Raw genomic sequence first — 14723 nt, 5'->3', positions numbered from 1 at the left:
TCCCTTACTCAACGAATTGCCGAAAACCAAACGAAAAAAGCCGGAGCATCATGCTCTCCGAAGAGAACAGATGGTCCGGCACCAATGCCAACAACAATGATCTGATGGTCCGGCCTGATTCCATGGCCGGGACAGTCGTCCTTGATTAGGACATAGCGATCTCCATGCCAACTTTTTAACTCCATTTAATTCAGTTGCTTAGATGATATCGCGGCTCTATTGCACCCGTGCCGGGCAGAAAAGATGCCCCGGGATGGGGCGAAACGCACGAAGATGATGCCGGTGGTTCTGGCCTGTTAATTGCTGCAGTCCAGTCAGACAGGAACCCGCTGTGTACCGATACCAGGAGTTGCACCATGAACAGCAAACGCCAGACCAATACGGCCGCGACGGCCACAGCCGCAGACTTTCTGATGGCCTCCCGGCAGTGCGAAATCCGCAACCTGGAGTACTTTCTGCAGATGGGCCGGCTGGTGCAGAGCGTGGGTAACCTGGTGCACGGACTGCAACGGGAGCGGGGAGCTACCAACCTGTATCTGGGGTCCGGTTGCCAGCGTTTCGCCCGGGAGCGTTCGGTTATCCTGAAAGAGAATGACCAACTGGCTGTCATCTTCCGTAAGGCGCTGACCGACATACAGGAAGACCTGACTACCCATCCGGTCAGCAGCCCGCTGCTGGGTCATATTGCCAGTGCCCTTCATAGCCTCGATCAGCTGGCCGAGTTCAGGCAGAAAGTGGTCGGGCAGGAAGCCAGCGTGGTGGATGCTACGGACTGGTTTTGCGACACCATCCATCAGCTGATTACGGTGGTTTTTGAAGCCGCCGAAACCGTTGCTGAACCCTCCATTGCCGGCCTGCTGGTGGCCATGGTGCACGTGATGAATGGTAAGGAATACTGTGGCCAGGAGCGGGCGGCAGGCTCCGCGGGATTCTCCAGTGGCCACTTCGAAAACGCACTGTCACGGCGCATGATGCACCTGGTTGAAGCGCAGGAACGGTGTTTCGAGGTATTTGTTGCCTTTGCCAGCGAAGACAGCCTGGCTCTCTGGCAGGCGCTGCGGTCTCACCCGCGGGAACTGGAAATAGAGCGGATGCGCCAGAAGGCGGTGTCGGTCGGACCCTATAAATCCCTGGACAGGGAAATGGCCGATCGCTGGTTTAACCTGATGACCGACCGTATGGATGATCTCAAGAAAATCGAAGATTCCGTGGAAAACGCCTTCCACCACCGTTGCGTGGAACGCTACACCGAGGCGCGCCACTCCCTGGCTCACCAGGAAACTCTGCTGGCCTCGCTGGAACAACGGAACGCCTCGACAATGCCGGTATTGGTGGTCTGCGATAATGGAGTAGATGCGAGTACGGCAGATGCCTGGGCCGGTGACGGTGTCGGGCAACAGTCAGGCAGATCCATCTTTGATCTGGTTCAGGAGCAAACCCGCCGCCTGCGCCAGATGTCTGAAGAACTGCAAAGTGCGAAAGAAGCTCTGGAAGACCGGCGCACCCAGGAAAAGGCCGTGTTGCTACTGATGGAACATCGCGACATCAGCAACGACGAAGCCCATCGATTGCTGCGAAAGCTGGCCATGGATCAGGGCAAGCGATTACCCGATGTGGCCCGGGCCCTGGTCTCCATGGCCGGTGTTCTGGGCTGACGCCATCCCCGAGAGCGCCGGGGCAAAAGTAGCCCCGGTGCCGTGCAGCCTCAGGCAGACGCCGGCTGTTTCTCCTTCTCCACCTTTGCACTCTCCCCACCCTGCGTGGAGGCACTGGCGGCCCGCCGGCTGCTCAGGGATTCCAGCTTGCGCTGTTTCTCGTACAGGAACGACAGCACCTCCTGCCGGTAATGCACATATTTGGCGTCATCCGCCAACGCCACCCGATTACGCGGCCGAGGCAAATCAATGTGCAGATCTTCCCCCACCGTCGCCGCCGGCCCGTTGGTCATCATGATGATGCGGTCCGACAACAGCACCGCCTCGTCTACATCGTGGGTGATCATGATCACCGTATTGTTCAGCTCCTGCTGAATCTCCATCAGCGAATCCTGAAGATGTGCCCGGGTCAGCGCATCCAGGGCCCCGAACGGCTCATCCATCAGCAGCACGCTCGGTTTCATCGCCAACGCCCGGGCAATCCCCACCCGCTGCGCCATGCCCCCAGAAATCTCCCCCGGCCGTTTATTGGCGGCATGGGCCATATTCACCAGCTCCAGGTTATGGGTAATCCAGTCCCGGCGCTCCTTACGGTTCATCGACTTGCGAAACACCTGCCGAACAGCCAGCTCCACATTCTCATACACCGTCAGCCAGGGCATCAGCGCATGGTTCTGAAACACCACCGCCCGCTCCGGCCCCGGTGAGTTCACCTCATGCCCGTTCAACACACAGCCACCCTTGGAGGCCTGCAACAAGCCGGCGACAATGTTCAGCACCGTCGATTTACCACAGCCGGAGTGGCCGATAAGCGAAACAAACTCCCCTTTCTGGATCTTCAGGTTCACGTTGTCCAGGGCAACGAACGGCCCTTTCGGCGTATCAAACGCCATCTCAACACCGGTAAGTTCTAAATGTGTTTTACTCATGGAAATCACCTCAAAAGCAAGCGGAGCGCCGGGTGGGTTACGCCTCCCGAAACCCTCAAAAACATGGATGTTTTTGCGGAGCGTACATGGATGTACTCGCCGCGTGTTTCGGGAGGCGTAACCCACCCGGTGCGGCATGCTCCCAAGTTTGATCACTCGTTCCAGGCCACCTTCTTCTGAATCAACAGCATCACCCGATCCAGCAAAAACCCGATAAACCCGATGGCCAGCACCGCCACCATGATCCGGCTCAAAGACTGACTGCTGCCATTCTGAAACTCATCCCACACAAACTTCCCAAGCCCGGGACTTTGCGCCAGCATCTCCGCCGCAATCAGCACCATCCAGGCAATACCCAGAGACACCCGCAACCCGGTAAAAATCATCGGTACCGACGACGGCAGCACCACCTTGCGAACGTGGGTCCAGAACGACAGCTTCAGCACCTTCGACACGTTCAGCAGGTCCGGATTCACCGCCGCCACGCCAACGCTGGTATTGATCAGCGTGGGCCACAGGCTGCAAAGGGTGACCGTGATCATCGAAGTCAGAAACGACTTCTGGAACATCGGGTCATCGCTGACGTACGTGGCTGACACCACCATGGTGACCAGTGGCAGCCAGGCCAGGGGCGACACCGGCTTGAAGATCTGGATCAGCGGATTGACCGCCGCCTGAAAATACCGGTTAAGACCGAACACAATTCCCAGGGGCACCGCAATCAGCGTGGCCAGGGCAAATCCTGACAACACCGTGACCAGGCTGGTACCGATCTGATCGATAAAGGTGGGTGCGCCAGGATAAGAGCGGATTCGCACCTCCGCCTCCGGGTTGTCGGCCAGAATCCTGGCATTACGCTGCTCCTGCATGGCGATGAACTGGCTGGCGCGTTCCCGCTGGTTGGCGTGTTCTTGCCAGAGTTGCCCCGCCTGCTCCCAGACCTGAGCTGGCCCCGGAAAGGCGCCCAGAGACGTCTGTACCTGGGGTGCTGCCAGATGCCAGAATCCCAGAAACACCAGAATTCCGATCAAGGGCAGCAAAGCCTCTTTGCCAGCCGCCAACAATTCATTTGGGCTCAGCCGGGCGAGCAGGTTGCGGCTCCTGGCGGCCATCGACTGGCCAATCCTTATGCTTAATGTGCTCATGTTGTGCCCCCTTACGGTGTCTCGGTGCCTTTCAGCCCAATATCAAAGCGGTCTATGTAAGCGTTCGGTTCACGGGGTGTGAAAGGCACGCCGTCAATCAGCTCGCCCTGGAAGGGGCGTTCAAAGTTTTCAGCGTCAAAGTCAGGGAAGTCACTGGCGTTCATCACACCATCATCGATCAGTGACTGCGCGGCCTGAGCATACAGATCACCCCGGTATACCCTGGCTGCGGTCTGCATGTACCAGTCATCTGGCTTGGCGTCCGGAATCTGGCCCCACCGGCGCATCTGGGTCAGATACCAGATTGCATCAGAGGGATAGGGGTAAGTGGCGTGATAGCGGAAGAACACGTTGAAGTCCGGAACCTCCCGCACATCCCCTTTCTCGTATTCGAACGTGCCGGTCATAGAGTTGGCGATCACGTCTTTGTCTGCGCCCACGTAGCTGGAGCGGGAAAGGAGTTCTACCGCTTCCTGGCGGTTTGCGTTGTCGTTTTCATCCAGCCAGTAAGCCGCGCGGATCAGTGCCCGCAACAACCGCAGGTGGGTATTGGGATGCTTCTCTGCCCAAGTCTCGGTCACGCCAAAGACTTTTTCAGGGTTGTTTGGCCAGATCTCATAATCGGTGATGACCGGCACCCCGATGCCCTTGAACACCGCCTGCTGATTCCAGGGTTCGCCCACGCAGTAGCCCTGAATGGTGCCAGCTTCCATGGTGGCCGGCATTTGCGGCGGCGGGGTAACGGACAGATGAACATCGGCCTGCAAGGTGCCACTGGTATCACCCCGTTGTGGGGCGTAGAAGCCGGGATTCAGGCCGCCGGCGGCCAGCCAGTAGCGGAGTTCGTAGTTGTGGGTGGACACCGGGAACACCATGCCCATCCGGAACCGCTCGCCTTTGCTCAGGGATTGCTCCACCGCCGGTTTCAGTGCGCTCGCGGAGATCGGGTGGGCGGGTTTGTCGCCATCCATGTCCAGGTGGGGCTTCATGGTTTCCCATACCGCGTTGGACACGGTAATCGCGTTGCCGTTGAGGTCCATGCTGAAGGCGGTAATGATGTTGGCCTGAGTGCCATAGCCAATGGACGCGCCCAAAGGCTGGCCGGCCAGCATGTGGGCACCGTCCAGCTCGCCGGTGATCACCCGGTCCAGCAGCACTTTCCAGTTGGCCTGGGCTTCCAGTTCCACGAACAGGCCTTCGTCCAGGAAGTAGCCCTGTTCCCAGGCAACCGCCAGTGGCGCCATATCGGTGAGTTTGATGAAGCCCAGTTTCAGGTCTGGTTTCTCGGCCGGCCCGATGCTCGCCTGGGCTAGCGTGCTCAGCCCAATCAGTGCGCCTGTGAGCAAGCCTCTGAGTTGATGACGGCGTGTGTTCATGCTGTTACCTCTCTGTGTCTCTCTTTTCTGGCGCACAAAAAAAACGCCCACCCTCCGTTTCCGGAGAGCAGGCGCCAATGCCTTAGAACGAGAGATGTGATGTCTTGATGGTTCGCTGTTACCTCAGCATAAGCCGTGCCATTTTTTAATATTCATAGTTTTCAAAGGCTTGATATTCCCTTCCGTGTTGAGCGAGGAAAACGCCAATCGAGCCCGGTCTGTTTTTGGTGCAACCTGAGCGATTTCGCACCAATGTGAAACCTCAAGGCAGAAGTGTATCCCGGCCTGCCGGAGCCGATGGATCTGCTGAACAAGGCCGTAGCCCGGGCGTTGCCACAAGGCCGGCCGGGCAAGTGCTGTTTTGGCAATCGCTGGCCCCGTTATTGCTTTCCATAAAACAGACAATTTTGGCAAAGAAGCCCGCCCCGGCTCTGGAAACAGACCCCGGATGGCGGGCTTTTTTATGGGTAAAGCAGAGGATTGATCATGAAAAACCGCCGAACCACTCCCGGAAGTACCGCCACCACCTGCCCTTATTGCGGTGTGGGCTGTGGTGTTCTGGCGAAACCTGACGCCGTTCAGGGCGATCTTGGCCACCCGGCCAATAATGGTCGCCTTTGTGTCAAAGGCTCTGCGTTACATGAGACCGTGACCGGACACGACCGTTTGCTGGCCCCCCGTGTGGCAGGGCATACCGTTGAGTGGTCGGAAGCCATTGACCGGGTAGCTGAGGCCATTCGTGTTTCGGTCAGAGACCATGGCCCGGAGTCTGTGGCTTTTTACCTGTCTGGCCAGCTGCTCACAGAGGACTATTACATTGCCAACAAGCTGGCCAAGGGCTTTATTGGCACCCCGCACGTGGATACCAATTCCCGGTTGTGCATGTCGTCTGCCGTGGCAGCCCACAAGAGGGCGTTTGGTGAGGACTGCGTGCCCGGCTGTTATGAGGACCTCGAGCTGGCGGACTTGCTGGTGCTGGCGGGCAGTAATGCCGCCTGGACGCATCCGGTACTTTATCAGCGGATAAAAGCGTCCCACCGGCCCGGGCGCAAAGTGGTAGCCATTGACCCAAGGCAAACCGCAACCACAGAGATGGCTGACCTGCACCTGCAACTGCGGCCGGGAACCGACACCCTGCTGTTCAATGGCTTGCTGGTTTGGCTGCATGACCACGGAGCCCTGGCCACACAGTACCTGGAACAGCATTGCAATGGATTCGAGGAGACTCTGAGTGTGGCCCGCGCCTGTGCGCCTTCGATACTGGCGGTCGCCCGCGGATGTGACCTTCGGGCTGCGGATGTGGAACGCTTCTATCGGTGGTTTGCCGAGACCGATCGGACAGTCACCGCCTTTTCCCAGGGCATCAATCAGTCGGTGGCTGGCACCGACAAAGCCAACGCTATTATCAACTGCCACCTGGCCACAGGGCGCGTTGGCCGGCCCGGTGCCAGTCCGTTTTCACTCACCGGTCAACCCAATGCCATGGGTGGGCGGGAAGTGGGCGGTCTGGCCAACACCCTGGCGGCCCATATGGATTACGACACGCCCGGCGCGGTGCAACGGGTTGCCGACTTCTGGCACAGTGAAAAATTGGCAGCGGGACCGGGCTATAAGGCGGTGGATCTGTTTGAAGCCGTTCATCGGGGCGACATCCGGGTGCTCTGGGTGATGGGCACCAATCCTGCGGTCAGCCTGCCCGACAACGCCCGGGTCAGGGAGGCCCTGGCGCGATGCGAGACCCTTATAGTCTCAGACTGCGTGGCCCAGACCGATACCACGGCGTTTGCCGATATCCTGTTGCCTGCTGCCGGTTGGGGCGAGAAGGACGGTACCGTGACCAACTCGGAACGGTGCATTTCACGCCAGCGTCGATTTTTGCCAGTGCCAGAGGGTGTCCGGCCGGATTGGCGAATCATCCGGGATATCGCCCAGGCGCTCGGTTATGGTCACGCCTTTGACTACCAGGAGCCTGCGGAGATTTTCAGAGAACACGCGGCACTGTCCGGTTACGGTAACGGCGGTGAGAGAGTGTTTGATATTTCCGCCCTGGCCAAGCTGAGTTCCACGGAATATGACCGGCTTCAACCCGTGCAGTGGCCGCTTACCGGGGGCAATCCCGGTGCCTGGCTGCAGACCCGCCGGCTGTTCTCCGATGGTCGCTTTCCCACGCCCGATGGTCGCGCCCGCCTGGTACCGGTTTCGAACCTGCCGCCCGGACAGCAGCCCGATGCCCGGCATCCCCTGATCGTGAATACCGGTCGTATTCGGGACCAGTGGCACACCATGACGCGCACGGCACTGGCGCCCAGACTGTTTGCCCATCGCAGTGAGCCCTTTATCGAGGTTCACCCGAAGGACATCGCCACCTTTGGTTTGATTGAAGGTGCACTGGCCACGCTGACAGGGCATGCCCGAAAGGGGTTCACCGGCCGGGTCCGGGCCAGCCCGGCACAGAGACCCGGAGAGGTATTCGTTCCCATTCACTGGAATCGGCAGTTTGCATCCTCAGCCCTGGCCTCCGACCTGATCGCCCCCGTCGTCGACCCGATTTCAGGGCAACCGGAAGCCAAATTTGGCGTAGCCTCCCTTCGGCCACTAATCACTCGATGGCAAGCCCGGCTGATGCTGCCCGCGGCCGGGGGCACCGCATTGGACGCCACGTCGCTGGACTACTGGAGCCACCAGGCACTGCCTCATAGCCGGTCCTGGTGGCTGGCCGGTCGCCGGTCAATGGACTGGCGTGAATGGGCCCAGCAGATTTTCGCCAGGGAACCGGAGCTGGTTATGCAAGATAGTGCCCGGCGTCGCTTTCGTGCGGCCTGGCTCACCGGCAACCGGTTGGATGGCGTATTGCTGGTAGAGTCCTGTGTGCAAACCATGCCGGACCTCGGCTGGTTGGATGACTGTTTTGGCTCCGAGAACCTGACACCGGAGCAGCGCCGATCCTTGTTGGCTGCAGGTTCGATCGATGCAGAACCGACCGGGCCGCTGGTCTGCAGCTGTTTCCAGGTAGGCGAGCGCCAGATCAACCAGGCAATCGAAGATGGGGCCGCCAGCGTTGAAGCATTGGGTCAGCGGCTGCAGTGCGGCAGCAATTGTGGTTCTTGTATACCTGAGATTCGTGGCTTGCTGGCGAAATCGGCGGATCGGGAGCCTGCCTGAAACCGGATCAGTCCGGGCGGCGTAGGAGGGAAACCGGTACCCGGTACCGCAAACCGCGGGCATTCAAAGTAACCGCAACCGTGCAGGTTTTTCGGTTCACCCGGACAACCTGGCCCCGTTTCTCGTGCCGGCCTTCGCCAAAACAGACCGCATCGCCGACCTGCCACTGCCGGAGCTCCCGGACTGGACTGGGGAATACAAACGGTGTGCTGGGCAACGTCACTCCCGCTTCTACGGCAGTCTCCTCAAGGTACTGCCGGGTGGCGACCGACGCACCACTGCTATACAACCCGTCCAGCGCTTCATAGAAATGCCGGTTATGCACCGAACCATAGTGCCGCTGGCCTGCACTGTATTGCAGCAAATGGGCAAACTCATGGCAGCAGGTGTGGGCCAGCAGGTTCAATACACTCACCTCACCCCCAAAATAACCCCGACTCCGGATTTCCCGAGTCGATAACCAGCCCTGGGCGGTTTCCGGCTGATGCTTGGCGGCAATCATCCGCGCGCCATAGGTGATCAGATGCTGCTTCTGGGTTGGATCGTAACGGTGATAGGTGGCCTGGCCGGACCCTACCCGCAATGCCAGCGCTACACCCCGGTTTTGCTCCCGCACCCAGGCTTCGGCGGGCGCCCACAGGATGTGGCGGGTGGCTTGGCACATGAGAGTGCCGATGGCTCGGGTGGTTGATGTTGGTACTGGCATACGCGTTGGATATCTGGATTGAAAAGCACAGAGTGGTAATGGTCGTGCAAGCGTAACCATGGGATTCACAAATTGCTATGGCCCGTGTTGGCAAAGTTGTTCAGAGTCTCTTTGACGTTTTGTACCGTGGTAGTATTCTCTTGCCGGGCGAGTAAAAAAGGAATAGTTTGTACTCATGGATGTGTTTGAATTTGACGGAACCAAAAGCCAGGCCAATCTGGACAAACACGGCATTGATTTCTTGGCTGCCCAGCAGTTGTGGGAAGACCCGTATTTGCTGGAAGTAAAGGCAAAGTGCGTGGATGAGCCTCGATATCTGCTGATTGGAAAGATTGGGGACAAGCACTGGTCGGCCGTTGCGACCCACCGGGAAGGACGTATTCGTCTGATTTCGGTCAGGCGTTCCCGCAAGAAAGAGGTTGAGCTTTATGAAAGCTAAAGATTTTGACAAGAAGTTTGATGAGAGCCAGAAAGATGTTGTTGGAGATCTTGATCTGTCTTCTGCAAGGCGGGTGAATCAGGAACAAAAGCGAATCAATGTTGATTTTCCGGCCTGGGTCGTGGAGTCTCTGGACCGTGAGGCTGCGCGTATTGGCGTTACCCGTCAATCCATCATCAAGGTCTGGCTGGTTGAACGTTTGCAGGCGGAGGCGGCCAACAAGCCGCTTAATCAGGACAATGCAGGCGGTACTCACTAACGGAGCGGTGTAACTCCGGGGAAGTCCACCACCCGGTCCATGGAGTCGGCAGGCCGATGGCTAGTTTTATTTCGGAAGACAATATCGAGCAGGCGCTATTGCAGCGCCTTCAGTACATTCATGGTTTCAAGGGATATCGGGTATCTCTGCGCCATAGGCAGTTGTTTCATCGCCTAAACAAACATAGACAGCATAGATCATTTGCGTGGTTTTCTGACAGATAAAAAAATAGAATTTCGATTACAAGTTTTTTCTATGCAAAGTTACAAGCCGGCTGCACTACTCCGAAATTCTTACGCCATTTATACGCAATGACGTTGAGCTTGCAGCTGGCCCCTGAAATGTAATAAGTGATTGAGCTTGGCTGTTCGGTACGATAAATACGGTTCTAAATTCTCCCTGAACTACTCCAAATACCCGAGCTTCGGGAATCTGCTCTATCCAAGCTGGTTTGTTTGAACCCTGACTTGCGCTCTCAAAGAGCGTCAGTGAAGTGTCGATTGCTGAACCTGAGCTTACTGAACTTGGGATGTCCTCTGATTGGACAAAACCTACGATTCGGTCGTTTCGTAGAAACACGAGCTCGCCATCTCTCACCTTTACAGAGGAGAACATCGTATCTGGTACTTCTATGGTTAATTCGCTGTATGGTTGAATCACCAATGAAGAGTGCGATGCACAGCCGGAGAGAAGAAGTACAAATGCTAAAGCTAGGCCCATCCGTGGCATGGTAGAAGGCTAATCTCAATGGCGTTTAGATAGAGGTTCTAAAATGGGGTAGAACCCCTCTTTTCCTGAACAAATATAACCGGCGTGGATCATTTGTGTGCCTTGCTGACAGACATGGAAGATAGAACATCGTCGAACACGTCTTCCTTAATACTTATGGTAATCCATGAAGTTGGATGTTTTGAGGTGGCGATAAATGCAGTGGTGTATCCATTGACGGTGACTGAGAAGCCGTAGGCGCTATCACCCAAGTCCAGCTGAACGATCTTGCCGGAGGATTTTTTCGCTTCATCAAATCCTTGCCTGACTTCGTCGACCGCTGTGTCAAAATTTGGGTTGGTTTCCATGGTCATCAACGAACCAATCATTGCCGAATCGAGCCAAATCTGAGTTTCAAATGGTTGCACATCGACTGTATCAAACTGACTGTTACTGAGTTCGAAAGTCAGGTCGTTGGAGGTGCGAAACTGAATGGGTGTCTGGCCCGTAGCAGCACAACCAGAGAGCATGCTGACTAACACAAACCCTATAGCGATAGTTCTTTTCATCAAACGGATCCCTGTTTAGTTCAAAGAGTCGAGAATAGCAGGTTTGAATTGAACAGCGCGAAAGCGCTTGCACATCATGTTAATGCGTACGTTGCCCAGTAGAAAGGGCTCCCCCGACTTTCTAATGACACGTAAAGCCCATTTTCTAAGCTTGTTTGCGGGCCAAAGGAGATCCTGAGGGTTTGGAACGGCATCAATCCATGTGCTGCAGTCTTCCATTTCCGCCAGTAATTCAACCACCCTTATGATTGTCTCATCCGTAATCGAAGATGATGTAAAAAGTCGGGCGTTAGCCTGTCCGTAAAATGCGCTGATGATTGCCTGAATGATATCGACATCATTCTGAGTAATAGTGTCGCTCATAATCTTCATTCCTTGAAGTCCAAAGCAAATGCCCCGACCATCTTACGATGGCCGGGGCAATATGACGCATGGGCGAAGCTAACTTACGCCTCGATCGGCGTACGCCAGTCGTCTGCACCGGAAGTACCGGCAACGGCATGCTCCCAGGTTACCTTGCGGTAGGACAGGGAAACGGTCACCAGCTGGGTGAAGTCAGCGTTGGCGGCGTCCTGGCAGTGGGGCATGTTGCAGTTGATGTCGATGATGGTGGCATCTTCCAGGATGGTGGAGAAGAAGTGCTCCTGTTTGCCTTCTACGGAAGTGCGGTACCACTTGAGCTCTACCTTCGGCAGCATTTCGCCGGAAGCCAGGGCGTTGTACATCAGCGGGGTGGCTTTGTTCAGGGCAGAAGTGAACTTGAACGGCTTGTGAACACGCTGGCCGGAAGGCTGACCAGACTGCGGGTCAGTAGGGACGGTGACAACGTGGCTGAATTCCTGAACCAGCACTTCGTCTTCGTGACCTTCAACGTAGATGTTACCTACGGAGTCGGAAGTGAATGCGCCAGCGGTGATGTTACCCTGAGTTTTACCTTCGATGCTGATATAACAAGGAGTTGGCATAGTCTGCTCCATGACGTTTAAGTGAATGTTTGTCCCCGGGCTGTTCCCTGGACGCGCTTACTGGTTACAAGCGCTGTGCCAACTCTAAAAAATATATAAAATACATATAGTTATGTAATATTCGGCGAAGCCGAAGTTGGTGGTGAGCAAACCCTTGCTTGGCCTCTGGGCGAGCTTTTGCTGGCCGGGCAAAAAGTTGCCCGATCAGGGGCGCCAGGCGAAGGACGCAAGTAAGGCGAGTAACAACAGCGCAGACATTCCCTGCCAGAAGGCCACCGGGTGGCGCTCCATCAAGGGTTTCTGGTGATGCTGCTGCCACTGCGGATTCGGTTGGCGCAGGTCGAACAGAAATTCCGACAGCGCCGGGTAGCGTTTGTGGGATTCCGGGTGCAACGCCCGGGCCAGGGCATGGTCAATCCAGCCGGGAAGGTCCTCCCGGTGCAAGCGAGCAGGATGGTAGCTGAGCTGGCGTAACTGGCGGTGATTGCGAATACCCGGCACGCGGGTGCCGTAGGGTAGCTGGCCGGTCAGCATCTGATAGGCGATCACTCCCAGTGAAAACTGGTCCGTCTGCCAGCCGGTGGTTTCGCCGAGAAAGGCTTCCGGAGCGCTGTAAAGCGCGGCGCCACGGGGCCAGGTGGGCTCATCGTGGTCATGGAGTTCCTGCAGGCCAGCGATGCGGGTGGCGCCGAAGTCGATGAGCACCACGGTGCCCTCGCCGTTGATCAGGATATTCTCCGGTTTCAGGTCCTGGTGTACCATTTCCAACCGGTGAAACGCCCGCAGCCCGCGGGCAATCTGCTCCACCAATTGACGCACGGTTTCCAGTGCCGGCGCCGGGTGGTCCAGAAGCCATTGCCGCAGGCTGATTCCCTGAACGTACTCGGTGGCCAGGTACAGGCAGCTGCGAGGGCGTTCCGGCGCAAACGCTTTCACTACGTGAGGGCTGTCGATGCGCTGGGCTACCCATTGCTCGGTGGCAAATTGCTCCAGCCCCGCCGGGTTTTCGCGCAGTTCCATGGCTGGGACTTTCAGGGCGACATGCTGATGGCTGGCTTCATCGATGGCCAGGTAGACCTGGCTGCGGCTGCTGGCGTGAATCGGCCGCACAATACGGTAGCCATCCAGTACCTGCCCCGATGCCAGTTCCCGGGCGAACGGCAACTGCTGAACATCCCGGGCGAATTCGGCGCTGCTCTTTCCGGCGGCAACGGAATCTACACGAACAAGCTGCACGCTCAGGTTATCGTTGCTGCCAGCGGCAAGGGCTCGCTCGACCAGCGTTCGGGCGGCGGAGTCCAGATCTTCACCGGCCGCCTGGATAATGCCGGCCATGTCACGCTCGGACAGATGTTCATAGACGCCGTCAGTCGCCAGCAAAAATGTATCACCGAGCCATACCGGCACCGCCAGGTAGTCGATGTCGACTTGCTGGCTCAGCCCCATGGCCCGGTTCAGGCAGCTGTCTTCCTGCGACAACCATACCCGGTGATCGGTGGTTAGCTGTTCCAGCGAGTTACCCTGCAGCCGATAGATGCGGGCATCGCCAATATGGAACACATGGGCCGTCGCCGATTTCAGCACCAGTACACTGAGAGTGCAGACGTAGCCCCTGTCCTGATCATAGCGGTAGCGGCTTTGTCGAGTTTGGGCGTGCAGCCAGGCGTTGGTGGCCCGAAGCACCCGTTGGGCCGACTGCTTTACGGACCAGCTGTCTGGTGTGGCGTAATAGTCGTTCAGAAAACCGGCGACGGCAGATTCGCTGGCAATCTGGCTGACGTTGCTGGAGCTGATGCCATCGGCAATTGCCACCGCGATACCCTTGGTGCCCAGCTGATGGTCGCCCGGGATCATCAGTCCATGAAAATCCTGGTTGACCGGCTTGGGCCCCGGGTCAGTGTGCTGGCCGGTGGAGACCGCGAGCTGTGAGGTCATACCGCATTGGAGTTAAAGCGTTCCGGCAGGGTGCGCTTGGGCGCCGTGCGCACATGAGTGGCATAGAGGGTCAGGCCGGTGAACGACAGGCCTCCGACCAGGTTGCCCAGTACGGTGGGAATTTCGTTCCAGACGAAGTAGTCCATGATGCCGAACTCGCCGCCCATCAGCAGGGCAAAGGGGAACAGGAACATGTTGACGATGGAATGCTCAAAGCCCATGTAGAAGAACAGCATGATCGGCATCCACATGGCCAGCACCTTGCCCTGTACCGTGGTTGAGATCATCGCTCCGACCACGCCCATAGATACCATCCAGTTGCAGAGTACGCCCCGCAGAAAAATGGTAAACCAGCCGGCCACGCCGTGTTCCGCGTAACCCAGAGTGCGCTCCTTGCCGATCGCGGCAATGCGGTCGCCGACCACGCCGGGTTCGGTATTAAAGCCGTAGGTGAAGACAAAGGCCATGATGACAGCGACGGTTAAAGCGCCGGCAAAGTTGCCAAGGAATACCCAGCCCCAGTTGCGAAGAATGCCGCGGGTATCTACCCCCGGGCGTTTGTCCAGCAGGGCCAGGGGGGTGAGCATGAACACCCCGGTGAGCAGGTCAAAGCCCATCAGGTAAAGCATGCAGAAGCCAACCGGGAACAGCATGGCGCCGATCAGTGGGCTGCCTGTCTGAACGGCAACGGTGACCGCGAATACCGCTGCCAGGGACAGAATGGCGCCAGCCATGAACGCTCGGATCAGTACATCCCGGGTAGCCATGTAGATTTTTGATTCACCGGTGTCCACCATTTTGGTGACAAATTCCGAAGGCATGATGTAAGACATAGGTTATCCCCTGGTTCCTTCTTTGCCCGCTTTTCCGTGGGC

The 14723-nt window shown here is 57.4% G+C and carries 13 protein-coding genes; 4 read left to right on the top strand and 9 right to left on the bottom strand.

Features of this window, described 5'->3' with window-relative positions:
• Positions 1-356 precede the first annotated feature (356 nt).
• Positions 357-1655: a nitrate regulatory protein gene (locus ACZ5Q2_RS03440; RefSeq protein WP_286253038.1), complete on the top strand. Its 1299-nt coding sequence runs from the start codon at positions 357-359 to the stop codon at positions 1653-1655.
• 50 nt (positions 1656-1705) lie between these two features.
• Here ACZ5Q2_RS03440 and ACZ5Q2_RS03435 read toward each other — a convergent pair whose 3' ends face one another.
• The 3 genes from ACZ5Q2_RS03435 to ACZ5Q2_RS03425 all read right to left on the bottom strand — a co-directional run bounded on the left by ACZ5Q2_RS03435 (position 1706) and on the right by ACZ5Q2_RS03425 (position 5105).
• Positions 1706-2584, bottom strand: coding sequence for an ABC transporter ATP-binding protein (locus ACZ5Q2_RS03435; protein WP_106694242.1), 879 nt, complete (start codon positions 2582-2584; stop codon positions 1706-1708).
• Positions 2585-2736: 152 nt separating this feature from the next.
• Positions 2737-3729, bottom strand: a complete 993-nt coding sequence (locus ACZ5Q2_RS03430) for an ABC transporter permease (RefSeq protein ID WP_432210448.1) — start codon at positions 3727-3729, stop codon at positions 2737-2739.
• Positions 3730-3740: 11 nt separating this feature from the next.
• Positions 3741-5105, bottom strand: coding sequence for a CmpA/NrtA family ABC transporter substrate-binding protein (locus ACZ5Q2_RS03425; RefSeq protein ID WP_374786484.1), 1365 nt, complete (start codon positions 5103-5105; stop codon positions 3741-3743).
• A gap of 486 nt (positions 5106-5591) precedes the next feature.
• On the opposite strand from ACZ5Q2_RS03425, the gene ACZ5Q2_RS03420 reads away from it, so the two are divergent.
• Positions 5592-8267 (top strand): nitrate reductase, encoded by a 2676-nt coding sequence (locus ACZ5Q2_RS03420; RefSeq protein ID WP_061331260.1) that lies wholly within the window; start codon positions 5592-5594, stop codon positions 8265-8267.
• A 7-nt stretch (positions 8268-8274) separates the two neighbouring features.
• Here ACZ5Q2_RS03420 and ACZ5Q2_RS03415 read toward each other — a convergent pair whose 3' ends face one another.
• Complete coding sequence (locus tag ACZ5Q2_RS03415) at positions 8275-8973, bottom strand: hypothetical protein (RefSeq protein ID WP_431474467.1); 699 nt, start codon at positions 8971-8973, stop codon at positions 8275-8277.
• A gap of 175 nt (positions 8974-9148) precedes the next feature.
• Here ACZ5Q2_RS03415 and ACZ5Q2_RS03410 point away from each other — a divergent pair, with 175 nt between their 5' ends.
• Entirely contained in the window at positions 9149-9412 is a 264-nt protein-coding gene (locus ACZ5Q2_RS03410) for a BrnT family toxin (protein WP_061331258.1), read from the top strand.
• Positions 9402-9671, top strand: coding sequence for a type II toxin-antitoxin system BrnA family antitoxin (brnA, locus tag ACZ5Q2_RS03405; protein ID WP_061331257.1), 270 nt, complete (start codon positions 9402-9404; stop codon positions 9669-9671). Before ACZ5Q2_RS03410 ends, brnA begins: the two co-directional genes overlap by 11 nt.
• An 818-nt stretch (positions 9672-10489) precedes the next feature.
• On the opposite strand, the gene ACZ5Q2_RS03400 is transcribed toward brnA, so the two are convergent.
• From ACZ5Q2_RS03400 to ACZ5Q2_RS03380, 5 genes are all read right to left on the bottom strand, one after another.
• Positions 10490-10948, bottom strand: a complete 459-nt coding sequence (locus tag ACZ5Q2_RS03400) for a hypothetical protein (RefSeq protein ID WP_061331256.1) — start codon at positions 10946-10948, stop codon at positions 10490-10492.
• A gap of 15 nt (positions 10949-10963) precedes the next feature.
• The gene (locus ACZ5Q2_RS03395) at positions 10964-11311 is read right to left on the bottom strand and encodes a hypothetical protein (RefSeq protein ID WP_061331255.1); all 348 of its coding nucleotides are present in this window, start codon (positions 11309-11311) and stop codon (positions 10964-10966) included.
• Between the two features lie 83 nt (positions 11312-11394).
• Entirely contained in the window at positions 11395-11913 is a 519-nt protein-coding gene (locus ACZ5Q2_RS03390) for an Hcp family type VI secretion system effector (protein ID WP_058092827.1), read from the bottom strand.
• 204 nt (positions 11914-12117) lie between these two features.
• Positions 12118-13848: a bifunctional protein-serine/threonine kinase/phosphatase gene (locus ACZ5Q2_RS03385; RefSeq protein WP_061331254.1), complete on the bottom strand. Its 1731-nt coding sequence runs from the start codon at positions 13846-13848 to the stop codon at positions 12118-12120.
• Positions 13845-14681, bottom strand: a complete 837-nt coding sequence (locus ACZ5Q2_RS03380) for a formate/nitrite transporter family protein (protein WP_061331253.1) — start codon at positions 14679-14681, stop codon at positions 13845-13847. The genes ACZ5Q2_RS03385 and ACZ5Q2_RS03380 overlap by 4 nt, the downstream gene beginning before the upstream one ends.
• Positions 14682-14723 lie beyond the last annotated feature (42 nt).

It is taken from the genome of Marinobacter alkaliphilus (assembly GCF_055394375.1).
Note: the sequence above shows the minus strand (reverse complement) of the source record. Positions and strands in the feature narration are given on the sequence as shown.